Origin of the sequence: Pseudoclavibacter helvolus, assembly GCF_049707175.1 — a bacterium.
Taxonomy (GTDB): domain Bacteria; phylum Actinomycetota; class Actinomycetes; order Actinomycetales; family Microbacteriaceae; genus Pseudoclavibacter; species Pseudoclavibacter helvolus_A.
The window spans coordinates 107372-124343 of sequence record NZ_JBNAFM010000014.1 but is presented as its reverse complement, the minus strand read 5'-3'; the positions used below and the strand labels follow the sequence as shown (position 1 = coordinate 124343).

Sequence of the window (16972 nt, the reverse complement as noted above, 5' to 3'; positions counted from 1 at the left end):
GCCGGACTTCTTCGATGAGCCGGGGTTGGTAGGTGAGTGAGCAGCGATGCTCCTCACCCACCAACCCCGGCTTTTTTGTTCCCTAAAACGCGGCCCGGCATACGGCCCTCCTTGCGCGTACGCGGGGGCAATAGAATGCCCGCATGGGCGAATCCCGCAGGAGGAGCTCCCCGAACGCAGGCAACTCCCCGACACCCGGCATCTCAAAGGTCATCAACAACAACGTTGTGATCCAGATCGACGCGGCAGGGCAGGAGCGCGTGCTTATGGGGCGCGGGCTCGGCTTCCAACTGAAGCCGGGCGACCTCATCGACCCCACCCGCGTCGAGAAGACGTTCGTGCTCGCCACGGGCAGCGAGGGTGACCAGGCCCTGCAGTTGCTCAGCGCCGTCCCCTACGCCGTCGTCGAAGCCGTCATGGGGGCCGTCGACGAGGCGGAGCGGATGCTCGGCCGTGACCTCGGCAAGCGCCTCCCGCTCGCCATCATCGACCACATCCAATACGTGCTCGAACGGCTGGACAAGGGCATCCGCATCCCCGCCACGTCCATGCCCGAGCTCCGAGTGCTGCACCCGCAGGAGTTCGCCGCGTCGAAGCACATGGCGAAGGTGATCTCCGACGCCCTCGACCGAGAACTGCCGCCGGAGGAAGCCGTCTTCCTCACCATGCACGTGCTCAACTCGACACGCGACGAGCCAGACGGCACCTCGGCGCTGCTGTTCCGACGCGTGCAGCACGTCGTCGTGACCGTGGAAGCCGGACTGGGCGTCGACCTCGACGTCGACAGCCACGACTACGCGCGCTTCGTGCTGCACATCCAGTTCCTGCTGCAGCGGCTCGTGTCTCGCAGCATGCTGCGCTCCACCGACTCCTCGTTCTTCGACTTCACGAAGCGCACCTACCCACGGTCGTTTGCGATCGCCGAGCAGGTGAAGAGCTACGTGCGAGAGGCCACGGGCGTTGAGCTCACCGACGAGGAACTGCTCTACGTGACCGTCCACATCGAACGCCTCGCGCAGCACATTGCCTATGGCACCGACGTGGCGCCGATGCTAGAGTGACCTGCGCAGGGCAACGAAGTCCTGCGGAATCCTTGGATTGTTACCGGTCAAGCGGGCAAAACCTGAACTCATATCGCCGAAATGGCGGTGTTCGAGTTCAGGTTTTTTTGTTGCCCAAAACTTCCCCGTGAGGGCCGGATGCGCGCCGAGGGCTCCAGACTGAACGCCGCCACAGGCGGAAGAAGGAGAGCGGTCCCATGGATCACTCAAGAGTCGCAGCCGACGTGCTCAAGGGAGTCGGCGGCGAAGAGAACGTCAAGTCGGTCGTGCACTGCATGACCCGCCTCCGCTTCACGATCAAGGACGACGCGAAGATCAACAAGACCGCGGTCAAGAGCATCCCCGGCGTCATCACCACCGCGGAAGCGGGCGGCCAGTACCAGGTCGTCATCGGCAACGAAGTGCCGGAGGTGTACGCCGAACTCGGCAAGATCTCAGGCCTCGTCGCAGGCACCCAGGCCAGCGACGCGAGCGACGACGGCGAGAAGGGAAACCTCCTCAACCGCTTCATCGCCCTCATCGCCGCGATCTTCACCCCCATCCTGTGGGCACTCGCCGGCACCGGCCTGCTCAAGGCCTTCCTCGCTGCAGCGGCGACCTTCGGCTGGATCGCGACCGACACGAGCACCTACGCGATCCTCAACGCGCTCTCCGACGCGTTCATCAACTTCCTGCCGTTGGCCCTCGCGATCGCCGCCGCCAAGTACTTCAAGGCGGAGCAGTACACGTCGCTCGCCATCGCCGGCGCGCTCGTCTACCCCTCGATCGTCGCGATGGCCGGCGCTGAAGGCATCACGTTCTTCGGCATCCCCGTCATCATGGTCAACTACGTCTCGAGCGTCATCCCGATCCTCGTCGCCGTCTGGCTGCAGAGCCACATGGAGCGCTTCCTGCTCAAGCGCCTCCCTTCTGCGGTGCGCCGCTTCGTGACGCCCATGATCGTCGTCGCGGTGCTCGTGCCCCTCATCTTCCTCGTCATCGGGCCGATCTCATCCTTCCTCGGCGGCGGCCTCTCCGACGGCATCAGCTGGGTCTTCTCGGTCGCGCCGTGGGCTGGCGGCGCCATCATGGGTGGGCTCTGGCAGGTCTTCGTGATCTTCGGACTGCACTGGGGCGTCTCCCCGATCATGGTTCTCGAGTACCAGAACACGGGCTTCATCTACCTCGCCGCCCCCATCTACGCAGCCGTCACGGCGCAGGCAGCCGCCGTCGCCGGCGTCTGGGTGCGCAGCCGCAACAAGCGCATCAAGTCGCTGGCCGCCCCCGCGACGCTCTCCGGCTTCCTCGCCGGCGTCACCGAGCCCGCCATCTACGGCATCAACCTGCCGCTCAAGCGCCCGTTCATCTACGGCATCGTCGGCGGCGTCATCGGCGGCGCAATCATCTCGGCTGGCGGCGTGGCTGCCAACGCGCTCGCCGTCCCGTCGCTGCTCGCACTGCCGGCGCTGTTCAGCCAGGGCAACATCATCATGCTCTTCATCGGCACCGCGGTCGCGATCGTCGTGCCGTTCTTGCTGACCGTCATCCTGGGCTTCAAGGACCCGGTGGATGAGGATGCTCCGGCCGCCGAGGCAAGCAACGACCTCGAGGTCCGCAGCCCGCTCGACGGCACGGCCGTCGCGCTCAGCGAGGTCTCCGACCCCGTGTTCGCGGGCGGAGTGCTCGGCAAGGGCGCCGCGGTCATCCCGAGCTCGGGCGCCGTCTACGCACCGTTCGACGGGGTCGTCGCTGCCGCATTCCCCACGGGGCACGCCATCGGGCTGCGCCACGCCGACGGTGCTGAGGTGCTCATCCACATCGGCGTCGACACGGTGAAGCTGAACGGCCAGCACTTCTCGATGAAGGTCGAGTCCGGCCAGGCCGTCACCGCGGGCGAGCTGCTCATCGAGTTCGACCTCGACGCCGTCAAGGCGGCGGGGTACGACGTCACGACGCCCGTCATCATCACCAACGCCGACCTCTACCCCGAGATCACGAGCCAGGTGACCGGACCCGTCGCGCACGGCGAGGCGCTCTACCTCGCAAAGTCGGTCGAAGCCGTCGCACTCGCCAAGTAGGCGCATCCACGCCTCTACCTCCTCACCAACGCACACACGAACGCATCGCAGAAAGAAGGACACGAGCGTATGACGACAACGAACTTCCCCGACGGATTCCTCTGGGGCGGGGCGACCGCCGCCAACCAGCTCGAGGGCGGGTACCTCGACGGCGGCAAGGGCCTCTCCATCCAGGACGTCATGCCGAAGGGCATCGTGGCTCCTCCCACCGAGGAGCCCACCGACGACAACCTCAAACACGTCGGCATCGACTTCTACAACCGCTACGCGGAGGACATCGCGCTCTTCGCCGAGATGGGGTTCAAGACGTTCCGCTTCTCAATCGCGTGGAGCCGGATCTTTCCCAAGGGCGACGAGCTCGAACCCAACGAGGAGGGTCTGGCGTTCTACGACCGCGTGCTCGACGAGCTCGAGAAGCACGGCATCGCGCCGCTCGTCACCATCTCCCACTACGAGACGCCGCTGCACCTCGCGCAGCAGTACGACGGCTGGGTGAGCCGCGAGCTCATCGGGTTCTACGAGCGCTACGCGCGGGTGCTCTTCGAACGCTACGGCAGCCGCGTGAAGTATTGGCTGACGTTCAACGAGATCAACTCGGTGCTGCACGCCCCGCTCATGAGCGGCGGCATCCTCACCCCCAAGGAACAGCTCAGCGAGCAGGACCTCTACCAGGCCGTGCACCACGAGCTCGTCGCGTCGGCCCTCGCCACGAAGGTCGCCCGCGAGGTCGCGCCGGGCGCGCAGGTCGGCTGCATGCTCATCGCCCTGCCCACCTACCCGCTCACGCCGTCGCCCGCCGACGCGCTCGCCGTCATGCAGGCCGACCACTCGAACCTCATGTTTGGTGACGTCCACGTGCGCGGCGAGTACCCGGGGTACGCGCTGCGACTCTTCCGCGAGAAGGGCATCGACCTCAACATCACCGATGAAGACCGCGAGATCCTCAAGAACACGGTCGACTTCATCTCGTTCAGCTACTACATGAGCATCGCCGAGTCGGCGGAGCCCGTGGAGGCCGACGGCAGCGGCAACATCATCATGGGTGTGCCCAACCCGACGCTCGAGAAGAGCGAGTGGGGCTGGGCGATCGACCCGACCGGCCTGCGCATCGTCATGAACCAGTTCTGGGAGCGGTGGCAGAAGCCGCTGTTCATCGTCGAGAACGGGCTTGGGGCGAAAGACCAGCTCGTCGAGGTCGACGGGGTCAAGACCGTCGAGGACGACTACCGCATCTCCTACCTCAACGACCACCTCGTGCAGGCGGGCGAGGCGATTGCCGACGGCGTCGAGCTACTCGGCTACACGACCTGGGGCTGCATTGACCTCGTCTCCGCGAGCACGGCGCAGCTGAGCAAGCGGTACGGCTTTATCTACGTCGACCGCAACGACGACGGCTCCGGCACGCTCGAGCGCTACAAGAAGAAGTCGTTCGACTGGTACGCCGAGGTCATCCGCACGAACGGCGGCAGCCTGCAGGCGTAGCTGGCAGAGCATACCGAGCCGCGGCATCCCGGCCCGTGAGGCTCGGATGCCGGATGCCGGAGTTCGGCACTCGCAGAGGCGGGTCGCGCACATCGCGCGGCCCGCCTTCGGCGTCTTGCCGGAGATCGGGCGGGGCCGAGCCGGGGCCGAGCCGGGGCCGAGCCAATTTGCCGGCGTGCACTGACCAATCACAGTGCAATATCGGGCCCCGGCGGCTCGAAAGGGCCAGTTCGACGCAATATCGCACTGCGATCGGACAGTAGTTCCGGGCACACGTCCGGCTGGCGCAGTGTGCCGAGACCCGAGAGCCGAGAGCCGAGAGCCGAGACCCGGCAGTACGGAGCCGCGGCGTCGTTGACGAAGCGATCTCGCTGCGACGCCAGCCTTTCCCGTGGCGCCGCTCGTTACGAAACGTGACGCTGTCTGAAGCCCGGCAACGCCCCGCGAAGGGATGCGACGAGGGTGCCTGTTCACGGCTCTGGGGCTTCCGTACCTTTCGAGGGATCGTTCCCCGTTCCATCGAAAGGCCAGCATGCCCACCGAGCTCGCCACCCCCGCGTCGACCGCCCAGCGCTCACCAGCTGAGACAGCCGAGCCGCTGCAGCGTGTGCTCCGCGAGCTTACGGCCGAACTGCCGCAGCTCGAGGTGCGGGTGCCGTCAGCCGAGACGCGTGAGTACGCGGTGGATGCGAGCACACGGGCGCGTCTCGCCGGCATCGAGCTCGGCCCTGCCGTCGCGTTCCCCGCTTCCGCAGATGAGGTGCAGGCGGTGGTTCGTGCTGCGGCGAAACACGGCGTGCCCGTCATCCCGCGCGGCGCCGGCTCCGGCCTGGCTGGTGGTGCGACCGCCGACCAGGCGCAGCTGGTCGTCTCGACCGAGCGCCTCAATCGGGTCGTCGAAGTGAGCCCGCTCGACGAGGTCGCCGTTGTCGAGCCTGGCGTCATCAACGCCGACCTCAACCGACACCTCGAGCCGTACGGCCTCTTCTACGCCCCCGACCCGGCCAGCTGGGACATCTCGTCGATCGGCGGCAACATCGCTACGAACGCGGGCGGTCTGCGCTGCGCAAAGTACGGGGTCACGCGCGAGTCGATCCTCGCGCTCGACGTGGTGCTCGCCGACGGCAGCCTCGTACACGTCGGCCACCGCTCCATCAAGGGTGTCACCGGCCTCGACCTCGTCTCCCTCTTCGTGGGGTCGGAGGGCATCCTGGGCATCGTCGTCGCGGCGACCGTGCGCCTGCGCCCCATCCCGGTCGCCCGCCGCACGGTGTCGGCGTTCTTCGAGAGCACCGCCGCAGGGGCGGATGCACTCTCAGCGATCACGCGCAGCACGGTGCGCCCCAGCGTGGTCGAGTTCATCGACTCGAGCACGCTCGAGAACATCGACAAGCACAGCGGCAGCTCGCTCACCGCACGCGGGGGAGCCCTGCTGCTCATCGAGCTCGACGGCTACGGCATCGACGAGCAGTCAGCTGACCTGCGGGTGGCGCTCGAGGCTGTCGGCGGGCTCGTCACCGAGGAGAGCGTCGCGGACGGCGAGGCGCTCTGGGAGCTGCGCCGCTCCGGGCGCGGCTTCGACCCGGCCGAGTGGTTCGTCGGCGGCGACATCGCCGTGCCCAAGTCCCGGATTCCGGAGATCTTCGCCCACTTCCCGGTCGTCGAGGAGCGCTTCGGCGTGACGATCGGCGCGGTGGCCCACGCCGGCGACGGCAACCTCCACCCCGTCATCACGCTCCGCATCCCCGAAGGCGCCGACCCCGCCGTCGTGCCGCCGCAGTTGCACGACGCCGCCGTCGCGCTCGCGCAGTACGCGCTCGAGCTTGGCGGAACCGTCAGCGGTGAGCACGGCATCGGCTCCTCGAAGCTCGACCTCGCCGCCCTCGAACTCTCCGACCGCAGCCGCGAGGCGCAGCACGCCATCAAGCGTGCCCTCGACCCCGCCGGTCTCTTCAACCCGGGCAAGGCCATCTGACCCGGGCAAGACCTTCTGATCTCGCGCGGCCCGCGCGCCCACGAGCATCCGCTCACCAAGACCCCACGCCCACTTCGCAAAACCCACGCAGAACCCCTGAGAAAGCAGCACACCATGCCCAACCGACACCCACGACTCCGACGGAAACTCGCCGCAGCCATCGGCGTGCTCGCGAGCATGTCGCTGCTCGCCGCTTGCGCGACCTCCGACGCCGCCCCAGGGGCCGGCGGGGAAGCCGGTGAACCGCAGAACGGCGGCGACATCACGTTCCTCATCGACTCGCTCGGCGACACGTGGATTCCCAACAACGGGTCGATCTCCAGCTACCAGGGTCAGGTCTGGCGACAGGTCACCGACAAGCTCGTCTACGTGGATGAGGAGGGTGCCGTCAGCCCGTGGGTCGCCGAGAGCTGGGAGCAGAACGACGACGCGACCGAGTACACCCTGCACCTCAAGGACGGCGTGACCTTCTCGGACGGTACGCCCGTCGACGCCGAGGCCGTCGTCGCGAACCTCGACATCTGGGCGAAGGGAGACCCGGAGCGGGGCATCAACCGCATCGGCCTCTTCCCGTCGGCAAACTACGGAAGCGCGACCGCCGTCGACCCGGCGACGGTCAAGGTGACCTTCACCAAGCCGACCCTGGGGTTCATCCCCACCCTCGGATACCACGGTTCGATCCTGCTCTCCCCCGAGACCATCGCGTTGCCGGCTGAGGGACAGGCGGACCTCAGCAACGCCGTCGGTAGCGGCGCCTTCACCGTCGAGTCCTGGCAGGAGGGCGACAACGTGGTCCTCACCAAGCGCGAGGACTACAACTGGGGTCCTGAAGCGCTCGAGCACACCGGCCCTGCCTACCTCGACTCGATCACGTACAAGATCGTCGCGGAGCAGTCGCTCCGCACCGCCTCCGTGCAGTCCTCGCAGGCCGACGTCGGCTACAACGCCTCCCCGCAAGAGCTGGAAGCGCTCAGCGCAGAAGGATTCCAGGTCGCGACCCCCCGCTACCTCGGCTTCGCGTACGGCTTCGCGGTCGACACCCGCGTCGAGCCGTTCGGCGAGACGGCCGTGCGTCAGGCCTTCCAGCACGGCATCGACCGCCAGGAGATCCTCGACACCGTCTACACTGACGACTGGCAGGCCGCAGAATCGTTCATCCAGAGCAACGTTCCCGAAGCCAGGGACCACTCCGCCGCCTTCGCGTACGACCCCGAAGAATCCGAGCGGCTGCTCGACGAGGCAGGCTGGGTCGCCGGGGCTGACGGAGTGCGCACCAAGGACGGCAAGCGCCTCGAGGTGACGCTCCACCCGACGCCGTACCTGGCGACGTCGCAGCCCGTTGACGAGCTGATCGCCCAGCAGCTGACGCGGATCGGGTTCGACGTGAAGCTGGAAGCCTTCGATGTCATCACCTACGGGGAGCGCGTGACGAACAAGGAGGGCATCGCCGTCGAGGAGCCGACGCGCAGCTTCATCGACATCGGAACCGTCGCGGGCGTGCTGACGAGTGTGAACGGCGGTGAGGACTGGTTCGGCCTCGGGGAGAGCGACACAACCCTCAACGACTTCGCGACCGGCATCTCGACCGCCAGCGACACCGAGGCCCGCGCGCAGCTCGCCGATGACCTCCAGGCGTATGTCCTCGAGCAGGGCTACTACGTGCCGATCACGCAGATCGTCCAGCGCATCTACGTGCAGCAGCCTGGCCTGCAGGGCGTCACCTACGACGGTGTGGCGTTCGCGAACTACGCCACTGCCTGGTTGAGCTGACATGCGCGGGCGGTACACGCGCTTCGCACTGAGGCGCACGGGACAGGCGATCATCGTCGTGCTGCTCGCCTACGTCTTCACGTTCTTCGTGATCAGCGTGCTGCCGGGCGACCCTGTCTCGAGCACCCTCCGCAACCCGGAGAACGGGTTCACTGAGGAGGAAATCGCCCGCATCGTCGCCTACTACGGCCTCGACCAGCCGCTGATCGTGCAGCTGTGGGGCTCGCTGTCGCGCTTCGTCGTGGGGGACTTCGGCGTCTCGCTGCGCTCGAACCTCCCGGTCGCCGACCTCATCGGGGACGCGCTGCCCTCGACGCTCGCGCTCGCGGGCAGCGCCCTCCTTGTCGCAGTGGTGCTGGCGGTGCTCATTGCGTTCGGCACGCAGGTGCTGCCGGTCCGCTACGGGCAGGGTCTGCTCCGCGCGTTCCCGTCGCTGTTCCTCTCGGTGCCGAACTTCGTCATCGGCCTCCTCCTCATCAACGTGTTCGCGTTTGGGCTCGGCCTGTTCCGCATCGTCGATCCGGAGAGCGGATGGGCGACGTTCTTCGCCGCCGTCGCGCTCGGCATCCCGGTCTCCGCCCAGATCGCCGAGGTGCTCATCACGAACCTCGACCACGCGTCGTCGCAGGAGTACGCATCGGTGGCTCGGTCGCGTGGCCTCACGCAGGGACGGCTCTTCACGCGCCACCTGCTGAAGCCGTCTGCGCTCCCTGCCGTGACGGTGCTCGCGCTGACGGTGGGCGAGCTGCTCGGCGGCTCGCTGATCACAGAGGCCGTCTTCGGGCGCAGCGGCATCGGCAGCATCGTGCAGCGCGCGGTGTCGAGCCAGGACCTCCCTGTGCTGCAGGCGGTCGTCGGCCTGGCCGCCGTCGTCTTCGTGGTCGTCAATCTCCTCGCCGACCTGGCGTACCCGATCCTCGATCCGCGCGTCGACATCGAGGGCAACCGCAAGAAGGGGGGCCCCGTCATCTCCGACGCGGACGCCTCCACCCGCGGCCCCGCATCCACCTCCGCGTCCGCATCCGCCCCGTCCGACTCCCCACTCAAGGAAGAGGCGAGCATCGTATGACGTCCGCAGTCCTGAATGCCGCACCCAGCGCCACCGGCGGCCGCACGCCGCGGGCCGCGTTCAAGGTGCGCGCCATCGGCATCCTCCCGCCGACCGTCGTGCTGTCGTTTGTGGTCATCGCCCTCGTGCTCGCCTGGTCGCTGCTGCCCGGCGTCTTCACGTCGTACAGCCCCGTCGACGGCGTGCCCGCCGACAAGTTCCTCGCGCCGAGCCTCCAGCACTGGTTCGGCACCGACCACCTGGGGCGCGACCAGTTCGCGCGGGTTGTGTTCGGCACGCAATCGTCGATCTCCTCGGCCCTCGTGGCCGTCGTCATCGGCGTGGTCGTGGGCGGCGCGATCGGTCTCATCGGCGGCTTCATCGGCTCGTGGACCGACACCGTGCTCGCAAGGTTCGTGGATGTGCTGCTCGCGATCCCGAGCTTCCTGCTCGCCGTGGTCATCGTGTCGTCGCTCGGCTTCCAAACCATCAACGCCGCCATCGCAACCGGCGTCTCAGCCGTCGCGGTCTTCGCGCGCGTCATGCGCTCGGAGGTGCTGAAGACGAGGCGGGCCACGTTCGTCGAGGCCGCGTACCTGCAGGGCGGATCGAAGTGGCACGTGCTCGCCCGCCACGTGCTGCCCAACGCGTCGCGCTCGGTGCTCGCGCTCGCGGTGCTGCAGTTCGGCCTGTCGATCCTCGTCATCGCGGGGCTCGCGTTCCTCGGCTACGGCGACCCGCCGCCCGCGTCCGACTGGGGACTCCTCATCTCCAACGGCAAGGACTACCCGCGCGCCCCATGGCTCGTGTTGTGGCCGGCCGTCGTCACCATCGCGACGGTGCTCTCCGTCAACCGCATCAGCCGGTGGCTCCGGCAAACCTCCTGACCGCACGCCGACCTTGAGCGAACAGACGAAGAGAGGCACGCCATGACTTCCGAACACGCATCCCCGAAGACACCGGCACCGGGACAGGCGCAGGCACAGGCGCCGGCGCAGGCGCCCGAGTCCGCGCGGACGGCATCGGGCTCCGGCAACGACCAGCCGCTCCTGCAGGTCGAGAACCTGTCGGTCGCCTACGGCAAGAGCGAGGTCGTCTCCGGCGTGAGCTTCACGCTGAACCGTGGCGAGAGCCTCGCCCTCATCGGCGAGTCGGGCTCGGGCAAGTCCACCATCGCCCGAGCCATCCTGCGCCTCCTGCCGGACGGCGGGCGGGCGGCCGGCAGCATCCGCTTCGAGGGCAAGGATGTGCTGGCCTACTCGCCGCGGCAATTCCGGCCGCTGCGGGGCGCGCGCATCGGTTTCGTGCCGCAGGACCCGGCGAACTCGCTCAACCCGGTACGCACGATCGGCTCGCAGGCGCACGAGGCCGCTGACCTGGTCGACGGGCTTTCCCGGGAAGAGCAGCGGGAGCTCATTTTCGCCACGTTCGAGCGGGTCGGTCTGCCCGACCCGAAGCGGGTCTACGAGTCGTACCCGCATCAGCTCTCCGGCGGCATGCTGCAGCGAGTCCTCATCGGGTTGGCTGTGCTGCCGAGCCCCGACCTGCTCATCGCCGACGAGCCGACGAGTGCGCTGGACGTGACGATCCAGAAGCGGATCCTCGGGGTGCTCAGCGAGCTGCAGAACGAGCTCGGCATCGGACTGGTGCTCATCACGCACGACCTGGCGATCGCCGCCGAGCGCACGCAGAAGATCGTCGTCCTGAAGGGCGGCGAGGTGCAGGAGTCTGGCGCAACAGAGCGGGTGTTCACCGAGTCGACGTCGCCGTACACGATTCGCCTGCGTCAGGATGCGCCTGCGTTGAACCCAGACCGCTACGGCTCGCTGCTCCAGCGGGAAGGGCGCGGCGGGTCCGTCGACCAGGTCGCGGTCGCGGGGGTCTCGAAGAGTTTCTCGGTCGGTGCGAGGCGCGTGGCCGCGCTCGACGACGTGTCGTTCGCGGTCAAGGCGGGCACGACGCACGCCCTGGTGGGGGAGTCTGGTTCGGGCAAGACGACTGCCGTGCGCATCCTGCTCGGCCTCGAAGAGGCCGACGCGGGCGAAGTCCGGGTGGGCGACGAGCGCGTCGACGGCAGCTCGCCGAAGCAACTCCGCGAAATCCGCAGGCACCTGCAGCTCGTGTACCAAAACCCCTTCACGTCGCTCGACCCGACCTGGCGGGTGGAGCGCATCGTGCGCGAGCCGCTCGACCGGTACAAGGTGGGCGACAAGCGCGAACGAGCCGAGAAGGCTAGGGCGGCGCTCGCCTCGGTCGGCCTCGGCGCCGAGTTCCTCTCCCGGAAGCCGGGGGCACTCTCCGGCGGGCAGCGTCAGCGCGTCGCCATCGCGCGAGCGCTCGTCCTGCGCCCGGATGTGCTCGTGCTCGACGAACCGACCTCGGCGCTCGACGTCACCGTGCAGGCCGAGATCTTCGAGGTCCTGTTCCAGTTGCAGGCCGAGCTGGGCCTGACCTACCTGTTCGTCTCGCACGACCTCGCGCTCGTGCGCCAGGTCGCCGACACCGTGTCGGTGCTGCAAGGCGGGAAGGTCGTCGAGTCGGGCCGAGTCGCCGACGTGCTCGCGCATCCCGAGCAGCCGTACACGAGGGCGCTCATCGACGCGATCCCGGCGCCCCGCTACGGGCACGCTGTGTCTCCCGATGCCGAGAACCCGGCGCCGGCCGTGCAGGTTCCCGAGCTCGTCTGATGTCCTGGCCGGCGAGCGGGCGCCAGTTCCTGCGGCGAGCCGCGGGGCAACGGCGGATGCGCGTGCCGGGGCGCCGAATGCGCGTGCCGGGGCGCTGAGGCCGCGTCCTCGTCCCGCCACCGGCAGGCCAGATCTCGCGGGCGAGGCCCGCTGCCACTTTTCGAATCCGACCGGGTCGCAGCACCCGGGTGAGAGGGAACAACACATGACCACCACCGCCACTCCACAGCACCGCGCCGAGAGCTCGCCGGCCGCTGAGCCCGCGACCTGGACGTCGACGGAGCTCGCCCGCGCGTTCAAGGCACCGAAGGGCTTCGGTGACGCGACGCTGCGCGACCGCCACCCTGACGCGATCGAGCTGCTCGGGGGCATCCCCGACCCGTCTGTTCTGCCCTCCGCCGAGCTCGCCGACGCGACGGCGCGGGTGCTCTCGGTGCCGGGCGTCCCGGCGCTGCAGTACGGCCGGACCGAGGGTGTGCCTGCGCTGCGCGAGTGGATCGCGGCGCGTGAGGGCGTGCCGGCGTCGCGGATCCTCGTCACCAACGGCGGGTTCCACGGCATCTCGCTCGCCGTGCAACTGGTCGTCGAGCGGGGCGGCCTCGTCGCCGTAGACAACCCGATCTTCCCGCTGTTCCTGCGCGGGCTCGAGCTTTCGGACGCGAAGATCCTGCCGATCACGGTCGGTCGCGACGGCTTCGATGTGGCGGAGCTCGAGGCGCACCTCGTGGCCGGCGCCCGCCCGGCGGCCGTCTACACGGTGCCTGACTTCCACAACCCCTCGCAGCACAGCCTCACGCTCGAGGGGCGACGCGAGCTGGTGCGCCTCGCCGAGCAGTACAACTTCATCCTGCTCGCCGACAACCCCTACCGGGAGCTCGGCTTCCGTGGCGAGCCGCTCGACTTCGAGGTCTTCAACACCTCGTCGCACGTGATCCACATCAACACGTTCACGAAGACGCTCGGACCCGGCCTGCGCCTCGGCTGGATCGTGCTGCCGGAGCGCCTCGTGCCCGACTTCGTGTCGCTGCGCGCGCGCCAGGACTCTCACTCGTCGCAGCTCGTGCAGCACGCCGTCGCCGAGCTGCTCGGCTCGACACCTACGTTCTTCGACGACACGCTCGACTCGGCCCGGGCGCTGTACCGGGAGCGGGCGGATGCGCTCTCGGCGGCCCTCGAGGCGGAAGCGCCGGGAGCCTTCGAGATCGATGCGCCGGAGGGTGGGCTCTTCCTGTGGCCCCGTATCGCGGACGACTCGATCGACGCCGACCGCCTCGCCGACGACGCGACGGCGGAGGGCATCAGCTACCAGCGAGGCTCGTTCTTCCCGTCCGGGCCCGGTACGGACGCCGCGCGGCGCCTGCGCCTCGCCTACGGGGACACCTCGATCGAGCGGCTCCAGGAGGGCGCCGCACGCCTCGGCCGGGCGGTCGCGAGACAGCGCTGAGGTCGGCTTCGGACGAAGCCTGAGTCCAACAATGCCCCGGTACATGGGAAAATGTCCGGGTGGCTTCCCCTCAGCGACACCGGCACCGGGGGAGCAGTGCGTTCGCGTTCGCGCAGCTCAGCGGCTACCAAGTCGAGCGGGCTGAACCGGACTTCGAGGTCGACGTCACCTCCATCGACCTGGGCGAGGTTGCGATGTGGCGGATCCGGCTGTCGCCGGTGCAGGCCAGGATCGGCGAGATCACGCAGGGTGAGCTCGAGACGGTGCAGGTGCTCTCCGCGATCTCGGGGACGACGACCGTCACCATTGCGGGGGTCTCGCACGAGCTGACCCCGGGGTCATTCCTGCTCTTCGACCCGCGGAAGCCGCACGTCGTCGCCAGCTCCGAGGCGACGACGTCGTTCCTCTACTCGGTGCGGCGATCGGCGGTCGAGCCGATCATCCGCGAGTTCCCGCTTCGGGTGGTCGCCGACCCGGTCTACAGTCGGGCCCTTCGCGCGCTCGTCACGAGCATCCTCGACTCGGACACGGAGTACGCGGGCCCGGGCGCAGGCAACCTGCGGATCGCGATCGAGTCGGCGTTGCTTGCGAGCATCGCGGAGTCTGTCGGCAGGTTCAGGGCGGATGCGAGCGAAGGCGGTGACCGCTTCATCGTGCTGCTCGAGGGGGCGCGCCAGATCATCGCTCGCGACTTCGCTGACCGCACGCTCACGGCGACCACGCTGGCGCAGCGGCTGAACGTCTCCCGCTCCCTGCTGCATCGTGCGTTCGAGAGCGTCGGGCTGACGCCGGCCGTCGAGCTCCGCCAGGCTCGCGCAAGGTATGCCGGTCATCTGCTGTCGGCAGGTGACAGTCCTGCGCAAAAGCGCGCGGCGGCGAAGGCCGCGGGCTTCGCCTCAGTGCTGTCCATGCAACAGGCGATCGAGGCGCTCGGCCGAGACTGACGCGCGGGCGGAGGGAGCTGCCCCGGGAGTGGGGTCAGGCGCGTGGATGCGGCGTGCCTGGGCGCGATGGCCGCGAGCCAACGGCGTGGGTGCACGTGCACGGATGCGAGGTCGGTTGCTGAGGTTCGTCTGCGGTGCACGAGTGCAGAACTCGCGAATCTGTCGCAGGTTTCGCGGAATCCGTCGCCGGACCAACCGGAAGGTCTATGTGTTCGCATACTGTTCTCGATGTCAGGCAGTCCGTCGCGACCTGCCGCAGCACGACGCCAGATGGCAATTGTCGTGGGTGCGGAAGCGGCGGCAGACGGCACCCCAACGACACCGGGCGCACCCCACGCGCGGTGATCTTCCGTGCGCCCGCACGAGCTCAGGCCCGCCAGCCGCCCTGCTCCGGCAGGAGCCACAGAGCTGGCCGCCCCCGCATCCCTCCCTCAGAAAGACGCGACCATGCAGAACCTCGCAGCAACCCCCGCCGAGAACATTACCGGGAACACCGCCAAGACCGCCGCCACCCGGGCCCCAAGTCGCCGCAGCCTGCTGACCGCGGCGGCCTGGTCGGCGCCCGTCGTCGCCCTCGCCGTCTCGGCCCCGCTCGCCTCGGCCTCCACGCTGTGTGTCGACCCGGACGTCGGCATCAACTGGGGGCTCGCGACGGTCACCGGTACGGCGGCAAGCCGAGGCAGCGCTGCGCAGCTCTCCCGCACCGCCGTCTTCCGCCCACAGAACTCGACCAGGCCCGGCACGCCGAACGTCACCGCGCGCATCCAACACACCTTCGCAGGCAACGCCAGGGCCGAGACGTCGGGAGGCACCGTGTCGGCGCAGAACGTCGGCGGCATCGGCCAGCGCGGCTACCAGATCAACCAGCGCGTCGGCAACGGCTACGCCTCGCCCACCGCGAGCGACGTGCAGAGCGTCGTGTTCGCGTTTGACGAGGACCTCTACAACGTGCGGTTCTCGATCACCGACATCGACCGCGCCTGGCTGTCGGGCGCCAACAGCACGCGCGACTTCCTCGACGGGGTGGTGCTCGAATCGGCGGCGACCTGGACGGCCCTCGTGCCAGCAGGATCGACGGTGACGGGCACCGGCCGCGCGGGCTCGCCCTGGTACAACGCGACCGACGGCAACAAGAACGAGGACGCTCCAGGCGGTCAGGTCGATGTCGTCTTCGCAGGCCCGGTGCGCTCATTCACAGTGCACTACTCGAACCTCGGCTACACGGTCGCGACGTCGAACAACGGAGTCACCCAGTACAACGACCAGACGATCTTCGTCACGGGCATGACGGTGGAGCGCCGCGCCGCCTGCTAAGAGCCGACAGGCTGACGGCTGACGGCTGACGGCTGGTCGCTGAGTCGCTTGTCAGGTCGTTCGCGCGCCGCTGGTCGCTGGGCCCGGAGTCATACCGAGGGCCGGTTGTCGTGTCGTGCCGCTCAACCTGCTGGCCGCAACTGGACGCTCACTCTGTGGGTGAGGCAGCCGCAGGCTCACCGTCCGCGGGCGGCGCGGCCTGCGGTTCCCGGGCGCTCGTCGAGAGACGGGCGAGGTGGATCTCGAGGTAGCAGACTTCGGCTTCGCTGAGCTTGCCGCCTTGGGCTTCGATGATGTCGCGCACCCTGTCGCTCGTGGCGACGATCTCGGGGTACGAGTCGCGGATGGCGGTGAACAGCTGCGGGGGTGCGCTGTCGAGCTGCGTCCTCGTGGTCATGCGCGCATACAGGTAGCGCAGGTGCGTGACGAAGCGGGCGACGTTGGTGGGGTCGGCGGTCGCGTCGGCCCCGAGCGTCTCGGTGACGACGTCGACGACGCTCTGCAGCGTCTTTGTCATGGCGACGGTCTGCGAGGTGTCGGACTTCGCGAACTGCGCGTTGACGAAGTGCATGGCGAACGCGGTCGCCTCGTCGGCGTCGATGGCGGACTCGCTGCCGAGCTCCTCGTTCGCGAAGCGCACGGTGGCCTGCCCGAGCTGGGTCTCGCGCGGGTAGAGCTGCGCGATCTCCCATTTGAGCGGGAAGTCGACGCGCAGTCCCGTCTGCGCGCGCACGACGGCGAAGTGCAGGTGGTCTGCGACCGAGAGCAGCAGGGCCTGGCTTGGCCGAACGCCGCCGTCGGACTCTGCGTGGTCGACGGCGCGCCGGGCCACGCGGAACACCTCGAGGGGGATCTCGCGGGCGAAGTCGGCGAGCTGCCGCAGCTCGAGCGCGGTGGAGGGGGCGAACGACTCGGTCGCGGAGGCGAGCTCGACGGCGTCGCCGAGGCGCTTGCCGAAGCCGATGCCGCGGCCGAGGAGGATGATGCGGTCGCCCGCAGCGTCGACCATCACGGCGTTGTTGTTCAACACCCTCAGCAGGGTTCCCGTCTGCGTCGTCGTCATCGGGTCTCCCCTCCTCACGTTCGTGGATGCGGTGGGCGCGGCAGTCAGTGCAGCCGCGGCGCACAGATGAAGACTACGTCCGCTTGGACGCAGCCCGAGTGGGTTCCCGGGGACCCCGACGTGCGGG

12 protein-coding genes are annotated in these 16972 nt (G+C 68.6%); 11 read left to right on the top strand and 1 reads right to left on the bottom strand.

The features are described 5' to 3' along the window. Positions 1-143: 143 nt before the first annotated feature. From ACPYN9_RS12605 to ACPYN9_RS12555, 11 genes are all read left to right on the top strand, one after another. Positions 144-1061, top strand: coding sequence for a PRD domain-containing protein (locus ACPYN9_RS12605; RefSeq protein WP_424466878.1), 918 nt, complete (start codon positions 144-146; stop codon positions 1059-1061). A 197-nt stretch (positions 1062-1258) separates the two neighbouring features. Beyond that, on the top strand, positions 1259-3118 hold the full coding sequence (locus ACPYN9_RS12600) for a beta-glucoside-specific PTS transporter subunit IIABC (RefSeq protein WP_424466877.1): 1860 nt from the start codon (positions 1259-1261) through the stop codon (positions 3116-3118). Positions 3119-3187: 69 nt separating this feature from the next. After that, complete coding sequence (locus ACPYN9_RS12595) at positions 3188-4600, top strand: glycoside hydrolase family 1 protein (RefSeq protein WP_424466876.1); 1413 nt, start codon at positions 3188-3190, stop codon at positions 4598-4600. A gap of 532 nt (positions 4601-5132) precedes the next feature. After that, positions 5133-6575: an FAD-binding oxidoreductase gene (locus tag ACPYN9_RS12590; RefSeq protein WP_424466875.1), complete on the top strand. Its 1443-nt coding sequence runs from the start codon at positions 5133-5135 to the stop codon at positions 6573-6575. A gap of 114 nt (positions 6576-6689) precedes the next feature. Beyond that, positions 6690-8345: an ABC transporter substrate-binding protein gene (locus ACPYN9_RS12585; protein ID WP_424466874.1), complete on the top strand. Its 1656-nt coding sequence runs from the start codon at positions 6690-6692 to the stop codon at positions 8343-8345. Between the two features lies 1 nt (position 8346). Further along, positions 8347-9414: an ABC transporter permease gene (locus ACPYN9_RS12580; RefSeq protein WP_424466873.1), complete on the top strand. Its 1068-nt coding sequence runs from the start codon at positions 8347-8349 to the stop codon at positions 9412-9414. Then, positions 9411-10280 carry an ABC transporter permease gene (locus ACPYN9_RS12575; protein ID WP_424466872.1) on the top strand — a complete coding sequence of 290 codons (870 nt, stop codon included), beginning with the start codon at positions 9411-9413 and terminating at the stop codon, positions 10278-10280. Before ACPYN9_RS12580 ends, ACPYN9_RS12575 begins: the two co-directional genes overlap by 4 nt. A 42-nt stretch (positions 10281-10322) precedes the next feature. Beyond that, positions 10323-12080, top strand: coding sequence for a dipeptide ABC transporter ATP-binding protein (locus tag ACPYN9_RS12570; RefSeq protein ID WP_424466871.1), 1758 nt, complete (start codon positions 10323-10325; stop codon positions 12078-12080). A 205-nt stretch (positions 12081-12285) separates the two neighbouring features. Continuing rightward, positions 12286-13524 (top strand): PLP-dependent aminotransferase family protein, encoded by a 1239-nt coding sequence (locus ACPYN9_RS12565; RefSeq protein ID WP_424466870.1) that lies wholly within the window; start codon positions 12286-12288, stop codon positions 13522-13524. Positions 13525-13583: 59 nt separating this feature from the next. Then, a complete protein-coding gene (locus ACPYN9_RS12560; protein WP_424466869.1) occupies positions 13584-14468 on the top strand; it encodes a hypothetical protein in 885 nt (294 codons plus the stop codon). A 447-nt stretch (positions 14469-14915) separates the two neighbouring features. After that, positions 14916-15782: a hypothetical protein gene (locus ACPYN9_RS12555; protein ID WP_424466868.1), complete on the top strand. Its 867-nt coding sequence runs from the start codon at positions 14916-14918 to the stop codon at positions 15780-15782. A 148-nt stretch (positions 15783-15930) separates the two neighbouring features. Here ACPYN9_RS12555 and ACPYN9_RS12550 read toward each other — a convergent pair whose 3' ends face one another. Further along, positions 15931-16845: a PRD domain-containing protein gene (locus ACPYN9_RS12550; RefSeq protein WP_424466867.1), complete on the bottom strand. Its 915-nt coding sequence runs from the start codon at positions 16843-16845 to the stop codon at positions 15931-15933. Positions 16846-16972: the final 127 nt, after the last annotated feature.

What these genes read in the sequence shown, in the direction of transcription:
- ACPYN9_RS12590 (WP_424466875.1), top strand. Translation starts at nt 5,133, where the DNA reads ATGCCCACCGAGCTCGCCACCCCCGCGTCGACCGCCCAGCGCTCACCA.
- ACPYN9_RS12600 (WP_424466877.1), top strand. Translation starts at nt 1,259, where the DNA reads ATGGATCACTCAAGAGTCGCAGCCGACGTGCTCAAGGGAGTCGGCGGC.
- ACPYN9_RS12575 (WP_424466872.1), top strand. Translation starts at nt 9,411, where the DNA reads ATGACGTCCGCAGTCCTGAATGCCGCACCCAGCGCCACCGGCGGCCGC.
- ACPYN9_RS12565 (WP_424466870.1), top strand. Translation starts at nt 12,286, where the DNA reads ATGACCACCACCGCCACTCCACAGCACCGCGCCGAGAGCTCGCCGGCC.
- ACPYN9_RS12580 (WP_424466873.1), top strand. Translation starts at nt 8,347, where the DNA reads ATGCGCGGGCGGTACACGCGCTTCGCACTGAGGCGCACGGGACAGGCG.
- ACPYN9_RS12555 (WP_424466868.1), top strand. Translation starts at nt 14,916, where the DNA reads ATGCAGAACCTCGCAGCAACCCCCGCCGAGAACATTACCGGGAACACC.
- ACPYN9_RS12550 (WP_424466867.1), bottom strand. Translation starts at nt 16,845, where the DNA reads ATGACGACGACGCAGACGGGAACCCTGCTGAGGGTGTTGAACAACAAC.
- ACPYN9_RS12595 (WP_424466876.1), top strand. Translation starts at nt 3,188, where the DNA reads ATGACGACAACGAACTTCCCCGACGGATTCCTCTGGGGCGGGGCGACC.
- ACPYN9_RS12570 (WP_424466871.1), top strand. Translation starts at nt 10,323, where the DNA reads ATGACTTCCGAACACGCATCCCCGAAGACACCGGCACCGGGACAGGCG.
- ACPYN9_RS12585 (WP_424466874.1), top strand. Translation starts at nt 6,690, where the DNA reads ATGCCCAACCGACACCCACGACTCCGACGGAAACTCGCCGCAGCCATC.
- ACPYN9_RS12605 (WP_424466878.1), top strand. Translation starts at nt 144, where the DNA reads ATGGGCGAATCCCGCAGGAGGAGCTCCCCGAACGCAGGCAACTCCCCG.